The organism is Falsigemmobacter faecalis (assembly GCF_003863335.1).
In the GTDB taxonomy this organism is placed as follows: Bacteria; Pseudomonadota; Alphaproteobacteria; order Rhodobacterales; family Rhodobacteraceae; genus Wagnerdoeblera; species Wagnerdoeblera faecalis.
This window is the reverse complement of the sequence record NZ_RRAZ01000034.1, coordinates 1-17,837: the sequence shown is the minus strand read 5'-3', so window position 1 is coordinate 17,837 and position 17,837 is coordinate 1. Positions and strand designations below refer to the sequence as shown.

The window sequence follows — 17,837 nt, the reverse complement described above, 5'->3', positions numbered from 1 at the left end:
TGCCGCTGCGCGCGGATCACTGACGACGGCTCTGTATCGACAGATTGAATTCCCAATCACACTCTTGTGGAGCATATAGCTATGGGTGCAACGGGGCGCCGTTGCATAAATCTCTTAGGATTCAGGGCCCTTCCTGATCATGCTACGTTGTTGGTATAAACTATCCGCCGAGGCCCCGCTGGAAGGCGAGCAACTGGCGTGCTTATAACCAGGCATTGAAGCGCCGAGGTTCACTGACCCATGGCTTGATGCGGGCATGGGTGGGACGCGAGGCCCTCCGGCCAGCGGGGCCTGCAACAGATCTCCAGCGGTGAGGAGGATCCGCAAACCGTCCGGGTATGAGCAGGATAAGCCTCTGATCCGGTGGATCAAATGCCCTGCGATTGGTTTGCCCGACGATTGGATGAACTGCCTCAAACAGCCCGGCCAGAGGCTCATGGCCAGGGCATTCGACAGGCAGGTCGCAGAAGTCCAAATCCGTGCTTTTCGCAGCCTCTCGCGGACCGAGGGCCTTCGACGGCTCAATCCTAAAACCGCGTCACAGCACCGGGCACGCCGACGACCATCCCTGTTCCATAAAGCTGAACCAGTTGATCGTCTGTGCCGAAGTATGAATGCCGCACGTCATTGCGCAGCTCATCATCCCGCGCAATCCTGTGCCGGTAGTGAGAGACGGCGATCTGATCAGGGGCCAAAGGGCATCCGACGGGATAGAAGCGGTTGCTTACGTTCCGCCTGCGCAATTTGAAGCTGCAGCTTGCGAGCCCCCCATGCAGCGACTTCAACGCAGTGCGCGGTCAGACCCCGGAGACCCTCTCCACGCCGACTTTCCGACACAGCCCGGCGCGCTTCAGGCATGACCCGCCTGGCAAATATCTGCTGTCCCGATTGAGAAGAGAACGCTGTGAACCAGCCAGGTCACAGTTTTCGTTTGTAATATCAGAATGGAAAAAGCCCAATGAAACAAGGAATTTCCTTACTTCACTGGGCCTGTTCTGGTGGGCGATAACGGATTTGAACCGCTGACATCTTCGATGTGAACGAAGCGCTCTACCGCTGAGCTAATCGCCCGATAAGGGGTGTTTAGCCGCTGACATCGGGGGGCGCAAGAGGGAGTTCGCCATTTTTATCGTTCTTTAGCCGAAGTTTAATGACCAGGCCGCCATTCTTGTTGCGGGTGATCTTTCCCGCGCCAAGGCCGGGCAGCACAAAGGCCTCACCACGTTCAAAGGCCTCTGCCAGCTCTCCCAAAACTGCCTCAATGGCCAGCCGCGCGTCGGCGCGGCGCATCCCGCTGCGGGTGGCCACGGCCTCGGCAAAGGCACCGGGACGCAGTTTCTGCCCTGCCCCGACAGGCAGCGGGGTGTCGTCGTCGCTCATTCCATTTCTCCGGTTCAGGCCTGCCGCGAAAAGCGCGCCAGCGGCCAGCGATTTCATCAGGCACCCGGCCACTATGAGGGCGGATTGAGCAAAAATCGTTAACAAACTCCAGGTGCGGGCTATGACAGCCCCCACACCTGATGAAAAAGCCGCCCCGAGGGGCGGCTTTTAAGGAGTGTTAATGCGCTGTGCGGGTCTCGCCGCCGCGCCCTGCCTCAATCCGGGCGAGGGCTGCGGCTTCTTCCGCCGCCTCGTCCCATTCAATCGGCTCCGGCTTGCGCAGCAGGGCCAGTTCCAGCACCTCACTGACATGGGTCACCGGGATGATCTTCAGACCGGCCTTCACGTTCTCCGGGATTTCCGGCAGATCGCGGGCGTTTTCTTCCGGGATCAGCACGGTGGTAATGCCACCCCGCAGCGCCGCCAGCAGCTTCTCCTTCAGACCACCGATCGCCATGGCATTGCCACGCAGCGAGACTTCGCCGGTCATGGCGATGTCTTTGCGCACCGGAATGCCGGTCAGCACCGAGACAATCGAGGTCACCATGGCCAGACCCGCCGATGGGCCATCCTTCGGGGTTGCCCCATCGGGGACGTGAACGTGAATATCGACCGCGTCAAACTTGGTCGGCTTCACCCCGATCTTCGGCGCGATCGAGCGAACATAGCTCGAGGCCGCCTCAATCGATTCCTTCATCACGTCACCGAGTTTCCCGGTGGTCTTCATGCGACCCTTGCCCGGCAGTTTCAGCGCCTCAATGTGCAGCAGATCCCCGCCCACCGAAGTCCAGGCCAGACCCGTCACCACACCAACCTGATCTTCCTTCTCGGCCAGGCCATAGCGGAATTTCTTCACGCCGAGCATGTCTTCCAGAAGCGCAGGCTCCACCGCCACGGCTTTGGTCTTGCCTTTGACGATCTCGGTCACGGCCTTACGGGCCAGTTTCGCGATCTCGCGCTCCAGGTTCCGCACGCCCGCTTCACGGGTGTAATAGCGGATGACATCATTCAGGCTCTCATCCGAGACGCTGAATTCCGCCTTTTTCAACCCATGCGCCGTGGTCTGCTTGGGCAGCAGGTGACGCTTGGCGATCTCACGCTTTTCATCCTCGGTATAACCCGAAAGCGAGATGATCTCCATCCGGTCCAGCAGCGGCCCGGGCATGTTGTAGCTGTTCGAAGTGGTCAGGAACATGACGTTGGAGAGGTCATATTCCACTTCGAGGTAGTGATCGACGAAGGTCGAGTTTTGTTCCGGATCCAGCACCTCCAGCAGCGCCGAGGCCGGATCGCCGCGGAAGTCCTGGCCCATCTTGTCGATTTCATCGAGCAGGATCAGCGGGTTGGTGGTCTTCGCCTTTTTCAGCGCCTGGATGATCTTACCGGGCATTGAGCCGATGTAAGTCCGGCGGTGACCGCGGATCTCAGACTCGTCGCGCACGCCGCCCAGCGAGATGCGGATAAACTCGCGCCCCGTGGCTTTGGCCACCGATTTGCCCAGCGAGGTTTTCCCCACGCCCGGAGGACCCACAAGGCACAGGATCGGACCTTTGAGCTTTTGCGAACGGTTCTGCACCGCCAGATACTCAACAATCCGCTCTTTCACCTTCTCAAGGCCGTAGTGATCGGCGTTCAGAATGTCCTCAGCCTTGCCAAGGTCCTTCTTCATCCGCGAACTCACCCCCCAGGGCACGCCCAGGATCCAGTCGAGATAATTGCGCACGACGGTCGCTTCCGCGCTCATCGGGCTCATCGACTTCAGCTTCTTGATCTCGGCATCGACCTTTTCACGGGCCTCTTTCGAAAGCTTGGTGTTGCGCACGCGCTCCTCAAGCTCCTGGATCTCGTTCTGGCCGTCTTCGCCGTCCCCGAGTTCCTTCTGGATCGCCTTCATCTGCTCGTTCAGATAGTATTCACGCTGGGTGCGCTCCATCTGCGATTTGACGCGGGATTTGATCTTCTTCTCGACCTGCAACACGGACATTTCGCCCTGCATATGGCCGTAAACCGCCTCCAGGCGCTCAGCCACATCCAGCGTCTCCAGCAGCAGCTGCTTCTGCGCCACCTGAATGCCCAGATGCCCGGCCACCAGATCCGCCAGACGCGCGCTCTCGCGGGTCTCAGCGACAGCGGCCAGCGCTTCTTCGGGGATGTTCTTGCGGATCTTGGCGTAGCGCTCAAATTCCTCCGAGACCGTGCGCACCAGAGCCGTGACCAGCTCTTCCTCACCCGGAAGCTCTGCCAGCGGCTCCACGCGGGCCTCAAAGAAAACGTCGTTTTCCACAAAATCGGTGATCGCCACGCGCGAGCGGCCCTCGACCAGCACCTTCACGGTGCCATCGGGCAGCTTCAGGAGTTGCAGCACATTGGCAAGCACACCCACACGGTAGATGCCATCGGCTTTCGGGTCATCCACGGTGGGGTCGATCTGCGACGACAAAAGGATCTGCCGGTCTTCCGACATCACCTCTTCCAGCGCCCGCACCGATTTCTCGCGACCCACAAAAAGCGGCACGATCATATGCGGGAAAACCACGATGTCACGCAGCGGCAGCACCGGATAGCTGGGGGAAAGAACTTCGCTCATCATCGTTCCTTGTCTGGCAGGAAGGCCAGGTCCCGAGACATTCGGCAACCGGGTCTCCCCCTCTCGTATGCTCAGTAGATGGGAGCAGCCGGGGGGCCTGTCAACCGCCCCGCTTCCCACGCCTGATCACTGATTAATATTTTACCACCGGCCGGTCAGCGCCCGAAAGGCCAGACTGCCGCGCCGCTTATAGTCGGGCACCACCAGCTGTCCTGCCGCCACCCGCCCCGGCTCACGCCGCACCAGATCGAGGATGCCATCGGTCTGCCAGCCACTCAGCAGCGCAGGCAGCGCCGCCTTAGCCACCTGCCCGCGCGCCGCCCGCGCCTGCGCCAGAAGCGAGGTCCCGCGCGCTGCCAGACGCCGCACCGCCGCCTCATTGCCCTCCGGCAAAGGCCAGCGCCCGCGCGCCTCCAGCTCCGGCACGGCTCTGAACCAGGACGCCAGAGCCGAGGCCGTGCCGAACTGCCGCACCGGCTCCGGATCTCCCGCCGCACCGCAAAGCTGCGCCGCCACCGCCATCAACGCCCCGCCGGTCGCCTCAAGATGCGCAAAAAGTGCGTCATCCTCCTCAAAAGGCTCCGACCAGACATCCCAGCTGCGCGCCGCAACAATCCCCGCGATCTGCGCACAAAGCGCCGCTTCGCCCGAGAGAAACCCGCAGGCCTCCAGCACCGGATGCCCCTTCGCCCCGCCGCCCGCGCCCAGCCGCTCCAGCGCATCCGCCCACCACTGCAGCCGCATTTCGCAGACCAGCGGCTCCCGGCTCACCCAGGCGGCGCGGCCGATCTCAAGGTTCAGCGCATAAAGCGGATAAAGCCGCGCCTGCACAGCCTCGGGAAACCCCTGCAAAACCAGATGGCGATCGGGGTCCTGGGCAGTCACGCGCTCAATGCAGTGAGAAAGGCTCATCGGGCACACCTTCGCTGGCAGATCAGGGCGCCTCCTGACCATGCGCGCGCGCCAGGGTCAAGCCGTCTTTGGCTTTTTCAAAATACTCGCGGGCGGGGTCCGGGGAGGGCAGCCAGCCCTCCCCGGCCTGTCCTCAGATCCCGCGCACGCCGTCGCGGATCAGCTTCCAGGTGATCGCATCCAGAAGCGCCGTAAACGAGGCATCAATCAGGTTGGCCGAGACCCCAACCGTGGACCAGCGGTTGCCCTGGCCGTCTTCGCTGTCGATGATCACCCGGGTGATCGCATCGGTACCACCCTGGGTGATCCGCACCTTAAAATCCACCAGCCGCATGTCATCAATGCTCGCCTGATAGGGCCCCAGATCCTTGCCAAGCGCCCGCGACAACGCATTCACCGGCCCGCGATCTGCGGAATCGCCGTCAAAACTCTCCGAGACCGACAGCACCTTGCGCCCGCCGATCTTCACCACCACCACAGCCTCGGAAACCGAGACCATCTCATCATAGCGGTTCCTGCGCCGCTCCACGATCACGCGGTAGCGCTTGACCTCAAAGAACTCCGGCAAAAGCCCCAGTTCGCGCCGCGCCAGCAGCTCAAAACTGGCCTGAGCGCCATCATAGGCATAGCCCTGATCCTCGCGCTCCTTCACCACCTCCAGGATGCGCGACAGACGCGGATCCCCCGGCGCCACCTCAATCCCCGCCTCCGCCAGACGGGCGCGCAGATTGGACTGCCCGGCCTGGTTCGACATCGGGATCACCCGCGCATTGCCCACCGCCTCAGGCGGGATATGCTCATAGGTCGCGGGGTCCTTCAGGATCGCACTCGCATGCAGACCCGCCTTATGGGCAAAGGCCGAAGAGCCGACATAGGGCGAAGAACGCAGCGGCACCCGGTTCAGAATATCATCAAGCCTGCGCGAGATCCGCACCATCTGCGGCAGCGTCTCAGCCGCCACATTGGTCACAAACCGGCTGCGGTAAGGCTCTTTCAGCAAAAGCGTCGGGATCAGCGTGGTCAGACTGGCATTGCCGCAGCGCTCGCCCAGACCATTCAGCGTGCCCTGGATCTGCCGCGCCCCCGCATCGACGGCCGCCAGCGAACAGGCCACGGCATTGCCGGTGTCGTCATGGCAATGGATGCCCAGGCGCTCGCCGGGGATCCCCGCCGCAATCACCTCTGAGACAATGGCAAAAATCTCGGCCGGAAGCGTGCCGCCATTGGTGTCGCACAGCACAATCCAGCGCGCCCCCGCCGCCTGCGCCGCCCGCAGACAGTCCAGCGCATAGCCGCGGTTCGCCTTCCAGCCATCAAAGAAATGCTCGGCATCAAACAGCGCCTCGCGCCCCTTCGCCACCATATGCGCGACCGAGTCGCGGATCGCGTCCAGATTGTCCTCAAGGCTGACCCCAAGCGCGGTGGTCACATGAAAATCATGGGTCTTGCCCACCAGACAGACCGCCGGCGTGCCCGCATTCATTACCGCCGCCAGCACATCATCATTCTCCGCCGAGCGGCCCGCCCGTTTGGTCATGCCAAAGGCGGTAAACACCGCCCGGGTCTGCGGTTTTGCCTGAAAGAAATCGCTGTCGGTCGGATTGGCCCCCGGCCAGCCACCCTCAATATAATCCACGCCAAGCGCATCGAGAGCTTTCGCAATCTGAATCTTCTCAGCGACCGAGAACTGCACGCCCTGGGTCTGCTGCCCGTCGCGCAGCGTGGTGTCATACAGATAGAGCCGCTCCGTCACGCCTCACCCTCCTCTGGCAGCCGGACCCTCAGGCACCCGGCGGCTGGCTTCTCAGAGGTGAGGGAGTAACGGACTCAGCCCCGAAGCGCTATCCGAAAATGTCGCATCGACCCGGCTCAACGCAGGAATACTGCGCAAAGCCGGGCGAAAACCGGTTCATCGCGCCAGCAGGGGCGCCAGATAGCGACCTGTATGGCTGTCCGGCGTGGCGGCAATCTCCTCCGGCGTGCCAGAGCCAACCACGATACCGCCGCCTGCCCCGCCCTCGGGGCCAATGTCGATCACCCAATCCGCGGTCTTCACCACATCAAGGTTATGCTCAATCACCACCACGGTATTGCCCTGATCGACCAGCGCATGAAGAATATCGAGCAGCTTGCGCACATCCTCAAAATGCAGACCCGTGGTCGGCTCATCGAGAATATAAAGCGTCCGCCCGGTTGAGCGGCGCGACAACTCCTTGGCCAGCTTCACCCGCTGCGCCTCGCCACCCGAAAGCGTGGTCGCCTGCTGGCCGATCTTGGCATAGCCCAGACCCACCTGGTTCAGCGCCACCATCTTGTCGCGGATCGCCGGCACCGCCTGGAAGAACTCTGCCCCCTCCTCGCAGGTCATATCGAGGATATCGGCGATGCTCTTGCCCTTGAACTTCACCTCCAGGGTCTCGCGGTTATAACGCTGTCCCTTGCAGGTCTCGCAGGTGACATAGACATCCGCCAGGAAGTGCATCTCAATCTTGATGACGCCGTCGCCCTGACAGGCCTCACAGCGCCCGCCCTTGATATTGAACGAAAACCGCCCCGGCTTATAGCCCCGCGCCTGCGACTCCGGCAGCCCGGCAAACCAGTTGCGGATCGGATCAAACGCCCCGGTATAGGTCGCAGGGTTAGAGCGCGGCGTCCGCCCGATCGGACGCTGGTCAATATCAATGACCTTATCGAGATGCTCAAACCCGGTGATCGCCTCACAGGGCGCCGGGGTCTCGCGCGCGCGGTTCAGCTTCACGGCGGCGTTTTTATAAAGCGTCTCAATGGTCAGAGTGGATTTGCCGCCGCCCGAAACCCCGGTCACACAAACGAATTTCCCCAAAGGGAACTCCGCCGTCACATCGCGCAGGTTATTGCCCGAAGCCTTGTGAACGGTGACCTTCTTACCATTGCCCTTGCGGCGCTCTTTGGGCACCTCAATGCGGCGGCTGCCTTTCAGATAGGCCCCGGTGACACTCGCCTCATTAGCCATGATCTCGGCAGGCGTGCCATGGGCCACGACAGAGCCGCCATGCACCCCGGCGCCGGGACCAATATCGAAGACATAATCCGCCTCGCGGATCGCATCTTCGTCATGCTCCACCACCAGAACGGTATTGCCGGCATCGCGCAGGTTCTTCAGCGTCTCCAGCAAACGGTCATTGTCGCGCTGGTGCAGCCCGATCGAGGGCTCATCGAGCACATAAAGCACCCCCGTCAGCCCCGAGCCGATCTGACTTGCCAGACGGATCCGCTGACTCTCGCCACCCGAAAGCGTCCCCGAGGCTCGGCTCAGCGTCAGATAATCGAGACCCACATTGACCAGGAATCCCAGCCGCTCGCGGATTTCCTTCACAATCGCGCGCGCAATCTCATGCTTTTGCACCGAAAGCGTCTCCGGCACGCCCTCAATCCACTCCAGCGCGCCGCGGATCGATTTCGCCACCACCTGGCCCACATGATGATCCGCGATCTTCACCGCCAGAGCCTCCGGCTTCAGCCGGTGCCCGCCACAGGCCCCACAGGCGCGGTTGTTCTGATAACGCTCCATCTCTTCGCGCGACCAGGCGGAATCGGTCTCGCGGTAGCGGCGCTCCATATTGGGGATCACACCCTCAAAGCTGCGGGTGACCTGATAGATCCGCCCGCCCTCATCATAGCGAAACGGGATCTCCTCGCCCTGCGAGCCAAAAAGAAACAGCTTCTGCACCTTCTCCGGCAGATCCTTCCATTTCTTCTTCATGTCGAAACCGTAATGCTTCGACAAAGCCTCAATGGTCTGCACAAAATAGGGCGTCTTCGACTTCGCCCAAGGCACAATCGCCCCCTTCAGCAGCGTCAGGGTCTGATCCGGAACGATCAGACGCTCATCAAAGAAGAGCTCCATCCCCAGACCATCACAAACCGGACAGGCCCCCAAAGGCGCGTTAAAGGAAAACAGGCGCGGCTCGATCTCCGGAATGGTAAAGCCCGAGACCGGACAGGCGAATTTCTCGGAAAACACCATCCGCTCGCCCTCGCCCTCCGCAGGCGCGGTCTCCAGAACGGCGATGCCATCCGCCAGATTAAGCGCCGTGCGCATCGAATCCGCCAGCCGCACCTCGAGGCCCGCCCGCACCACGATCCGGTCCACCACCACATCGATGTTGTGCCGGAACTTCTTATCCAGCTCCGGCACCTCCTCGATCTCATAGAACTGCCCGTCGACCTTCAGCCGCTGAAAGCCGCCCTTGCGCAGCTCCAGGATCTCCTTTTTGAACTCGCCCTTGCGGTCGCGCACCAAAGGCGCCAACAGATAGCCCCGGGTGCCCTCCGGCAGCGCCATGACCCGGTCGACCATATCCTGCACCTGCATGGCCTCAATCGGCAGGCCCGTGGCGGGGCTGTAAGGCACCCCCACCCGCGCAAACAACAGCCGCAGATAATCATAGATCTCGGTCACCGTGCCAACGGTTGAGCGCGGGTTCTTCGAGGTGGTCTTCTGCTCAATCGAAATCGCCGGGCTCAGACCCGAAATCCGGTCCACATCGGGCTTTTGCTGCATATCAAGAAACTGCCGCGCATAAGCACTCAGGCTCTCGACATAGCGCCGCTGCCCCTCGGCATAGATCGTGTCAAAGGCCAGCGAGGATTTCCCCGAACCCGACAGCCCGGTGATCACCACCAGCTGGTCGCGCGGAATATCAACATCGATGCCCTTAAGATTATGCTCGCGCGCGCCGCGCACCTCGATGAACTTCAGCTCGGCCATCAACACCACCCCGGGAATTCTGATCCGCCCAGAGATAAGCACAAAATGCGGCAGCGCAACCGCGAAAAGTGAACAAAGTATGAACCACCACCATCGCCATCGCCATCACCGCCGCCTACCCCGCGCTTTGGCTTTTTTACAATACTCCGGGGGTGAGCGGCGCAACCGCGCCGCGAGGGGGCAGCGCCCCCTCTCCTGCCTCTCCGCTCAAAGCGCCGTCCAGCCACCATCGACGGAAATCGTGGTCCCGGTGATCTGCGCCGCCGCCTCTGAGCATAAAAACGCCGCCGTCCCGCCCATCTGCTCCACGGTGGCAAATTCCCCCGAGGGCTGGCGTGCCAGCATCACCTTTGCGATGACCTCTTCGCGCGACATGCCATGCACCTGCATCTGCTCCGGGATCTGCTTTTCGACAATCGGCGTCAGCACATAGCCCGGGCAGATTGCATTGCAGGTGATGCCCTGACCGGCACATTCCAGCGCGGTGGTTTTCGACAATCCGATGATGCCATGTTTGGCGGCGATATAGGCCGATTTAAAGGGCGAGGCCGTCAGCCCATGCGCCGACGAGATATTCACCACCCGCCCCCAGCCCTTCGCCCGCATCCCCGGCAAAGCGGCGGCCGTCGTGTGAAAGGCAGAAGACAGATTGATCGCGATGATGCTGTCCCACCGCTCGACCGGAAATTCATCGATGGGTGCGACATATTGGATGCCCGCGTTATTCACCAGGATGTCGCAGCCCCCGGCAGCCGCGACAAGGCCCCGCGCCTCCTCTGCTTTCGACATATCCGCCCGGATGTAGCGCGCCTGAACCCCGAATTCCTCTGCGAGGCGCGCGGCCAGGGCGTGATCTTCGGGGCTCTCGGTGAAAGAGTTCAGCACCAGATCCGCCCCGGCCCGCGCCAGTTCCCGCGCGATCCCAAGCCCGATCCCGGAGGTCGATCCCGTCACCAGCGCCGTTTTTCCCTGCAGTCCCATCCCGGATCTCCTCCTGCTCTTTGCGCAGAGAATACCGGGACCTGCCCGCACCGCCAGAGGGAAAGCGCCCGCCGCCGCAGCGCATCAGGCGGTAAAACCGGGCCCCCGACGCCCCCGGAAAGCGGCCAAAGCCCCCGCCGCCACCGGGGCATAAAAAAACGCCCGCACAAGGCGGGCGTCAGTCTTGAGGCAGGTTTCATACAGGCAAGAAACCTATCGAGCAGTGCTTAACATATACGCTCCAAACGCACGGATTCCAACCCAAAAGTTTGCGAAGCCGCGTTTGGGTCGGTATCAGGGGCGCAGAGGCTGCGACAGCCGAAGGGAAAAGGGGCGATTATGGCGGGCAGATTTCCAAAGCGACTTGCATTGGCCGCGTTTTTCTCTCTGTTCACGGCGGCTTACCAGCCTTTGTTCGCAGAGGAAAGTGCCTCTGCGCGAGGGGTCCACGGCCTTGCCATGCACGGCGAACCCGCGCTTCCCCTGCATTTTAAGGCGCTCCCGCAGGCCAACCCCGATGCGCCGAAGGGTGGCACGCTTGTCATGGGGGAAAGCGGCGGTTTCGATTCTCTGAACCCTTTTTCAACGAGGGGGCGAGCCTCAGCCTGGATCACCCCGCTGACGGTTGAAACCCTGATGGCACGCGCCTGGGATGAGCCCTTTACCGTCTATGGCTTACTGGCCGAATCAGTCAAAACGGATGAGGCGCGCACATACGCAGAATTTACTCTGCGTGAAGAAGCGCGATTCGCCGATGGCAGCCCGGTAACCCCGGAAGACGTCGTCTGGTCTTTCCATGCGCTGGCCGAAGCCCACCCGCGCTACCTCACCGCGCATAAGAAAGTGGCAAAGGTGACGATCACCGGCCCGCGCTCGGTCCGCTTTGACTTTATCGCCCCCGACCGCGAATTGCCGCTGATCCTGGGGCTGCGGCCGGTGCTCAGCCAGGCGGACTGGCAGGGGCGCGATCTGACCGCCTCGGGGATGACGGCACCGCTCGGCTCGGGGCCTTACCGTATCGCAAGGGTCGATCCCGGCCGCTCGATCACCTTCGAGAAGCGCGCGGACTGGTGGGCGAAGGATCTGCCGGTCATGCGCGGTCAGCACAACCTCGACCGGATCCGGGTGGAATATTTCACCGACAGCTCCATCATGTTTGAGGCCTTCAAGGCCGGTGCCCTCGATGTCTACCGCGAGCATCAGGCCGCGCGCTGGCGCTCGGGCTATGACTTTGGCCGCGTGACCTCGGGCCAGGTGGTGAAATCTGAGATCCCGCACCAGCGCCCCGCCATGATGACCGGTCTGGTCTTCAACACCCGCCGCCCGCTCTTTGCCGATCTGCGGGTGCGTCAGGCGCTGCTCGACAGCTTCGGCTTTGAGTTCATCAACCAGACCCTGAACGGCGGCAGCGAGCCGCGGGCGGGCTCGTGGTTTTACAACTCCGGACTGGCCATGCCGCAGGGCCCCGCCACGCCCGCGACCGCCGCACTTCTGGCCCCCTTTGCACAAAGCCTGCCTGGTGATGTGCTGAGCGATCTCAGCCTCCCGGTCTCCGACGGCAGTGAAGCCAACCGCGCCGGTCTGCGCCGCGCGATGGCGCTTCTCGAAGAGGCAGGCTGGCAGGTCCGGGACGGAGAGCTGCGCAATGCTGAGAACAGCCCCTTCCGCTTTGAGATCCTGCTGCCCATGGGCAATGCCGAGATCCGCGCCGCCGCCACCATCTGGGCCCGAAGCCTCAGCCGTCTGGGCATCACCGCGCAGATCCAGGCCGTGGATGACGCGCAGATGACCGCAAGGCTGCGCGATTTTGATTTCGATATGACCACGCTTCTGCGCGCCAATTCCCTCAGCCCCGGCAATGAACAGCTGCTTTACTGGGGCGCTGCCAATGCCGATGCGCCCGGCAGCCGCAATGTGGCGGGCGTCAAAAGCCCCGCCGTTGACGGGCTGATCGAAGGCCTGCTGACCGCCGTCACCCCGGAGGCGTTTCGCGAGCATGTCCGCGCGCTCGACCGGGTGCTGATGGCGGGCCGCTATGTGATCCCGCTGTGGTTTGCCGACCGCTCGCGCCTCGCGCATGACAGCGGCCTTGGTTATCCCGCCGACCGGCTGCCGGTTTACGGCGATGCGGCGGGCTTTCTGCCCGATCTCTGGTGGCGCAAGCCCTGACCCCCTTGCCAGGGGATTGGACCTTTGCCACCTGAGCGTGCTAAACTGCGGCCATAACACCGGCATCAAGGCCGGGGACAACCACAGGCAAAGTGATGAAAACATTTCTTTTCGCAGCACTGGCTGCTTTGACGCTGGCGGGCTGCAACACCATTGACGGCGTGGGACAGGACATCTCGGGCGGCGCGCGCCGCGTGGGCACCTGGTTCTGAGCCGCTGAACCGGAGCCCGGGGCATGAGCGCGGAGAAACCCGTCCGCAGGACGGATCGCCTTTATGATCTGATCCAGATCCTGCGCGACGGGCGGCTCCACCGTGCCTCAGAGATGGCCGAGCGGCTGCAGGTTTCCACCCGCACCATCTGGCGCGATATGGCGACCCTCATGGCCTCGGGCCTGCCGGTTGAGGGCGAGCGCGGCATTGGCTATGTGCTGCGCGCGCCGATCACCCTGCCCCCGATGATCCTCTCCGGCGATGAGATCGAGGCGCTGCGCCTTGGCGTGCGGCTGGTGGCCCAGGGCGAGGATCCGGTGCTGGCCCGTGCCGCCCGCTCGCTGGCGGGCAAATTCGCCTCTGTCACCCCCGCCCCCGGCAACCCCGAGGACGATGATCTTTTCGGCAGCTCCGCCCGCGCCTCTGAGCGCGCGCCGGTGCATCTGCCGCTTTTGCGCGATGCGATCCGCAACCACGAGCGTGTCACCATCACCTATATCGAGGCCGATGGATCCGAGAGCCATCAGGACATCCGCCCGCTGGAGATGGATCTGACCGGACGGGTCTGGACCCTTGCCGCCTGGTGTGAGCACCGCGAGGGGTTTCGCTCGCTGCGCATCGACCGCATCGTCGCTCTGACCGGCACCGATGAGACCTTCCCCCGCGAGCCCGGGCGCGAGCTTGCGGATTTCCACGCAAGAGAAACGGCGCTTCCCGATGAGCCGTGACATTGCCGCCTTCGCTCGCCACACTCCCTTCGCACTGCTGTCAGCAACGGATATTTCATGACCGGCATTTTCATTACCGCAGGCCCCTTTGACGGGCAAAAACCCGGCACCTCCGGCCTGCGCAAAAAGACCGCGCAGTTCAGCGCGCCGCATTATCTGGAATGCTTCGTTCAGGCCACGCTGAGCGCGGTCGGCGCAAAGGGCAAAACCCTGGTGCTCGGCGGCGACGGCCGCGCCTTCGGCGCGGAGGCGGCCGCGATCATCCTGCGCATGGCCGCCGCCAATGGCGTGGCCAGGGTGATTGTGGGCCGCAATGCGCTGCTCTCGACCCCGGCGGCCTCGCATCTGATCCGCCTGCATGGCGCGGATGGCGGGATTATCCTGTCGGCGAGCCATAATCCCGGCGGGATGGATGGCGATTTCGGGGTGAAATATAACATCGCCAATGGCGGTCCGGCCCCCGAAGGCGTCACCGCCGCGATCCATGCCGAGACCCTGCGTCTGAGCGGCTATCACATCACCGCCACTCCGGCCCCCGATCTCTCGCAGGATGGCTCTTACAGCCTCGATGCCATGGCGGTGGAAGTGGTCGATCCGGTCAGCGATTACGCCGCGCTGATGGAGAGCCTGTTTGATTTCCCCGCCATCCGGGCGATGTTCGCGCGCGGCTTCCGGATGAAATTCGACGCCATGTGCGCCGTGACCGGCCCCTATGCGACCGAGATCCTTGAGCGCCGCCTCGGGGCGGCTGCGGGCAGCGTGATGCACGGCACCCCCCTGCCGGATTTCGGCGGTATGCATCCCGATCCCAACCCGACCTGGGCTGCCGATCTTTATGGCCAGCTGATGGCCCCCGATGCCCCGGATTTCGGCGCGGCCTCGGATGGCGATGGCGACCGCAATATGGTGGTCGGGCGCGGCATCTATGTGAACCCCTCGGATTCGCTGGCCGTGCTGGCCGCCAATGCGCATCTGGCACCCGGCTATGCGGGCGGCCTGAAAGGGATCGCGCGCTCGATGCCGACCTCAACGGCGGCGGACCGCGTGGCCGCAGCCCTGGGGATTGAGGCGCATGAGACGCCGACCGGCTGGAAGTTCTTCGGCAATCTTCTCGATGCCGGCCGGGTGACGATCTGCGGAGAGGAAAGCTTCGGCACCGGATCAGACCATGTGCGGGAGAAAGACGGCCTCTGGGCGGTGCTGTTGTGGCTGAATATCCTCGCCGCCACCGGGCGCAGTGTCGCGGAGCTGATGCAGGATCACTGGCAGAAGTTCGGCCGCACCTTCTATTCGCGCCACGACTTTGAGGCCCTGCCCGTGGCTTCGGCTGAGGCGGTGATGACGGCGCTGCGCGACCGCCTGGCCACCCTGCCCGGCACCCTGGTGGGCAATACTCAGGTGACCCTGGCTGATGACTTCGCCTATCACGACCCCGTCGACGGCTCAGAAAGCCGCAACCAGGGCCTGCGGGTGGTCTTCGCAAATGGCGCGCGCTTCGTGCTGCGCCTCTCGGGCACCGGCACAGAGGGCGCGACCCTGCGGCTTTATCTGGAGCAGCACAGCGACACCCCCGCCGATTTCGCCCGCGACCCGCAGGAGGCGCTGTCCGCGGTCATTGCTGCCGCCGAAGGCCTTGCACAGATCTCCGGGATAACGGGGCGGGTGGCTCCGGATGTCGTGACCTGAGAAATGCCGGGCCGGGCGCATCGCCTGACAGAGGCACCCGGCCCGCTCCCTGCGCCGCGCGATCCCGCAGGACGCCGGATCTCCCTTCGCTTTTTCTCCTTGCTCAAGCGGGATGGCGCATTTTCATAAGATATCCCGCTCACAGCCGCAGAGGCCTCTGCGTTCAGTCTTCGTGCCAATGTCCGCCCGCCAAACACTGGTCCCTGGAGACCGAGACCGAGACCGAGACCGAGACCGAGACCGAGACCGAGAAAATTATCTGCGCCTGTCCCCCTGAAAAGAACAATCTGCCACGCCTGAAACCGGCAGTCCTGAAGCAATCTGCTTTCATCTCCGCACTCAGCTCTGGTCGCCAGCAGCCCGGCTTCCTGCCCGAGCTTCAGATTTCCAGGCAAGTGTGAGGTCGCAAAAGCGTATCAGCCGACCCGCAGCCTGCGCATTTTCCGGTTCCGGCTCCTTCGGTCGCCGGGTTATTCCCGTCCACCGGTCTCAGGCAGAAGAACGCGCAGAGCTGTTCTTTGAGCCAGGGACCTGCCGCCCGGTTCCGCAGCCTTCGCCTGAGATGGCTCAGCTCAAAGCCCCGATCGCAACTGCCCGCGTGAAGCTGGTTCAAGTCAATTCTGATGTGCGCATCTCGCGGACGGGCTTGATCCGATCGCATCGGCCCTGAACACGGCATGATCGAAACCGTGTCGGTTAGCTCGCGCGATGGCCTGCGTTCGGGCGGGCAGCGACTTGGGCCCTGTATCTTCAGCCGACCTGAAGCACCGGACTGTCAAAGCAGACCCTGGCCTCATCCGTTCACGACCGGTGCACAAACACGACGATGCTGCAGGCCGGCACAGCCATCGCGCCTGGCGCCTCACCTGCGCGCAGATCGCATTGCCCCGGATTGCAGCGCGCCCGTCCGCGCCCCACCCACCTGGCACAGCGCGCGATGCGGGGTGACTTACCTGCCTATGATAACCCTGCCCAAGACAGCATACACGCCTGTGAGGTTGCAGGAGGGCGTCAGGCCGACGCCCTCCGACCGCCTGCGGGGATGCAAAGCCAGCGGCACCGACAGCTCAACGCCACAGCGGCGCCACTCCCGGGCTTTAACCTCAGTCGACACCAGACCGGACCTTTCAAAATGCGCTGCCGGACATTGTGTAAAGCGCGCGCAGTATGGGAGTGGGCGCCGCTTCCGGCATCGGATTTCCAGCCACCGAAACGGCCACGCTCCCCCCACACACAGGATATAGCGCAGACGCTGACCTCACCGGTCCGCAGCAGCCTGCGCGGCGACATTTCTGGCGGGATAATCCCTCGTTGCCCAGCCACACCTGCACATCGCACGACTCTGACTTCCTGCTCAGACGCCTGTTTACAATGGCCCGATCGGAGCCGGTCAGGATAAAGCAGAGCCGCAGCACCCTCTGCATCCAGTCAAACCTCCCGGACCCGCATGGCCCTCTGGGTGCATGTGACGGTGGTTTCACCGGATCGACGCAACACTTTATTCTTTAGTGAGAGAAGGCGTGTGATCCATTGCATACCGTCAGCGTATCTTTTGACCGATAAACAGAAGGCAGGGATTTGGGATCGTTGGCAACGCAGCGGTTCCATGAATGCGCTCAGGGGAAGCTGTGATTGCGCTTCCTCGTCGGTCCATCCCCTATTGGTACGCACAGGGGGGGGTGTTGCGCAAATCGGCTTTAGTATTAAACCCGCTCAACTGTATGGAACACAGATGGTCGTCGGCGTGCCGAGTGCTGTGAAGCCGTTTAGGACTGAGCCGTCGAACGCCATCGGTCCGAGAGAGACTGCGAAGAGCACGGATTTGGACTTCTGCAACCTGCCTGTCGAATGCCCTGGCCATGAACCGCTGACCGGGCTGTTTGAGGCAGTGCATCCAATCGTCGGCAAAACCAATTACAGGGAATTTGATCCCCCGGATCAAATGGTTATCCTGCTCATACTTGGACTGTGTGCTGATCCTCCTCACCGCTGGAGGTCTGTTGCCCGCGCCTCTGGCCGGAGGGCTTCGCTTCCCACTTCATGCCCGCATCAAACCATGGGGGCAGTGAACCTCGGCGCTTCAATCCTGGGTTATAAGCACGCCAGTTGCTCGTCTTGTAGCAGGTCCTCGGCGGATAGTTCATACCAACAGCGCAGCATGATCACGTAAAATACTGAATCCTAATAGATTTATGCAACAATGTCCCTCAACCCCGACCTGCAGCGTCGAACTGATCGCCCTCTCGCACAGGATCAAGGCTTAGTGGCCTGCCGAGGGGCCTTTGGCCGACAGGGGCTATGAAGCCAGTCCCGCGAGACACCTGTATCCAAAACGGCAGATGCTCCCATCATATCACTCTCTCGTTCTTGTGGTGCGCGGTCTCATTTAGGTGTTTGATCTCACGATTTGATGGTGTGATCCTTTCGCAGGA

The 17,837-nt window shown here is 62.6% G+C and carries 11 protein-coding genes, 1 tRNA gene and 2 pseudogenes; 5 read left to right on the top strand and 9 right to left on the bottom strand.

The window, feature by feature from the left end; all coding sequences use genetic code 11:
* Positions 1-155: 155 nt before the first annotated feature.
* Positions 156-309 (top strand): annotated as a pseudogene (locus EG244_RS21045) (IS5/IS1182 family transposase); the annotation flags it as partial.
* Positions 310-996: 687 nt separating this feature from the next.
* On the opposite strand, the gene EG244_RS17010 reads toward EG244_RS21045, so the two are convergent.
* The 7 genes from EG244_RS17010 to EG244_RS16980 all read right to left on the bottom strand — a co-directional run bounded on the left by EG244_RS17010 (position 997) and on the right by EG244_RS16980 (position 10,610).
* Positions 997-1,071: transfer RNA gene (locus EG244_RS17010), tRNA-Val, on the bottom strand.
* 12 nt (positions 1,072-1,083) lie between these two features.
* Positions 1,084-1,380 (bottom strand): HU family DNA-binding protein, encoded by a 297-nt coding sequence (locus EG244_RS17005; RefSeq protein WP_158617344.1) that lies wholly within the window; start codon positions 1,378-1,380, stop codon positions 1,084-1,086.
* A 178-nt stretch (positions 1,381-1,558) separates the two neighbouring features.
* On the bottom strand, positions 1,559-3,967 hold the full coding sequence (lon, locus tag EG244_RS17000) for an endopeptidase La (protein ID WP_124966374.1): 2,409 nt from the start codon (positions 3,965-3,967) through the stop codon (positions 1,559-1,561).
* A gap of 141 nt (positions 3,968-4,108) precedes the next feature.
* Complete coding sequence (locus tag EG244_RS16995) at positions 4,109-4,879, bottom strand: squalene/phytoene synthase family protein (RefSeq protein ID WP_158617343.1); 771 nt, start codon at positions 4,877-4,879, stop codon at positions 4,109-4,111.
* Between the two features lie 133 nt (positions 4,880-5,012).
* Positions 5,013-6,632 carry a citramalate synthase gene (gene cimA / locus EG244_RS16990; RefSeq protein ID WP_124966372.1) on the bottom strand — a complete coding sequence of 540 codons (1,620 nt, stop codon included), beginning with the start codon at positions 6,630-6,632 and terminating at the stop codon, positions 5,013-5,015.
* A gap of 156 nt (positions 6,633-6,788) precedes the next feature.
* Positions 6,789-9,629 (bottom strand): excinuclease ABC subunit UvrA, encoded by a 2,841-nt coding sequence (gene uvrA / locus EG244_RS16985; protein ID WP_124966371.1) that lies wholly within the window; start codon positions 9,627-9,629, stop codon positions 6,789-6,791.
* Positions 9,630-9,836: 207 nt separating this feature from the next.
* Positions 9,837-10,610: a 3-hydroxybutyrate dehydrogenase gene (locus EG244_RS16980; RefSeq protein ID WP_124966370.1), complete on the bottom strand. Its 774-nt coding sequence runs from the start codon at positions 10,608-10,610 to the stop codon at positions 9,837-9,839.
* Between the two features lie 459 nt (positions 10,611-11,069).
* Here EG244_RS16980 and EG244_RS16975 point away from each other — a divergent pair, with 459 nt between their 5' ends.
* The 4 genes from EG244_RS16975 (at position 11,070) to EG244_RS16960 (ending at position 15,405) form a co-directional block, all read left to right on the top strand.
* Entirely contained in the window at positions 11,070-12,779 is a 1,710-nt protein-coding gene (locus EG244_RS16975; protein ID WP_124966369.1) for an extracellular solute-binding protein, read from the top strand.
* A 95-nt stretch (positions 12,780-12,874) separates the two neighbouring features.
* Positions 12,875-12,991, top strand: a complete 117-nt coding sequence (locus EG244_RS16970) for a lipoprotein (RefSeq protein WP_124966368.1) — start codon at positions 12,875-12,877, stop codon at positions 12,989-12,991.
* A 23-nt stretch (positions 12,992-13,014) separates the two neighbouring features.
* Positions 13,015-13,719 (top strand): helix-turn-helix transcriptional regulator, encoded by a 705-nt coding sequence (locus EG244_RS16965; RefSeq protein ID WP_124966367.1) that lies wholly within the window; start codon positions 13,015-13,017, stop codon positions 13,717-13,719.
* Positions 13,720-13,776: 57 nt separating this feature from the next.
* On the top strand, positions 13,777-15,405 hold the full coding sequence (locus EG244_RS16960; protein WP_124966366.1) for an alpha-D-glucose phosphate-specific phosphoglucomutase: 1,629 nt from the start codon (positions 13,777-13,779) through the stop codon (positions 15,403-15,405).
* Positions 15,406-15,568: 163 nt separating this feature from the next.
* On the opposite strand, the gene EG244_RS21345 is transcribed toward EG244_RS16960, so the two are convergent.
* Positions 15,569-15,691 (bottom strand): hypothetical protein, encoded by a 123-nt coding sequence (locus tag EG244_RS21345; protein WP_267900299.1) that lies wholly within the window; start codon positions 15,689-15,691, stop codon positions 15,569-15,571.
* Positions 15,692-17,118: 1,427 nt separating this feature from the next.
* Positions 17,119-17,299 (bottom strand): annotated as a pseudogene (locus tag EG244_RS16955) (hypothetical protein); the annotation flags it as partial.
* Between the last annotated feature and the right edge of the window lie 538 nt (positions 17,300-17,837).

Coding starts and splice junctions, on each gene's coding strand:
- EG244_RS16960 (WP_124966366.1), top strand. CDS start 13,777: ATGACCGGCATTTTCATTACCGCAGGCCCCTTTGACGGGCAAAAACCC.
- EG244_RS16995 (WP_158617343.1), bottom strand. CDS start 4,879: ATGAGCCTTTCTCACTGCATTGAGCGCGTGACTGCCCAGGACCCCGAT.
- EG244_RS17005 (WP_158617344.1), bottom strand. CDS start 1,380: ATGAGCGACGACGACACCCCGCTGCCTGTCGGGGCAGGGCAGAAACTG.
- lon (WP_124966374.1), bottom strand. CDS start 3,967: ATGAGCGAAGTTCTTTCCCCCAGCTATCCGGTGCTGCCGCTGCGTGAC.
- EG244_RS16970 (WP_124966368.1), top strand. CDS start 12,875: ATGAAAACATTTCTTTTCGCAGCACTGGCTGCTTTGACGCTGGCGGGC.
- EG244_RS16980 (WP_124966370.1), bottom strand. CDS start 10,610: ATGGGACTGCAGGGAAAAACGGCGCTGGTGACGGGATCGACCTCCGGG.
- EG244_RS16965 (WP_124966367.1), top strand. CDS start 13,015: ATGAGCGCGGAGAAACCCGTCCGCAGGACGGATCGCCTTTATGATCTG.
- uvrA (WP_124966371.1), bottom strand. CDS start 9,629: ATGGCCGAGCTGAAGTTCATCGAGGTGCGCGGCGCGCGCGAGCATAAT.
- EG244_RS16975 (WP_124966369.1), top strand. CDS start 11,070: ATGCACGGCGAACCCGCGCTTCCCCTGCATTTTAAGGCGCTCCCGCAG.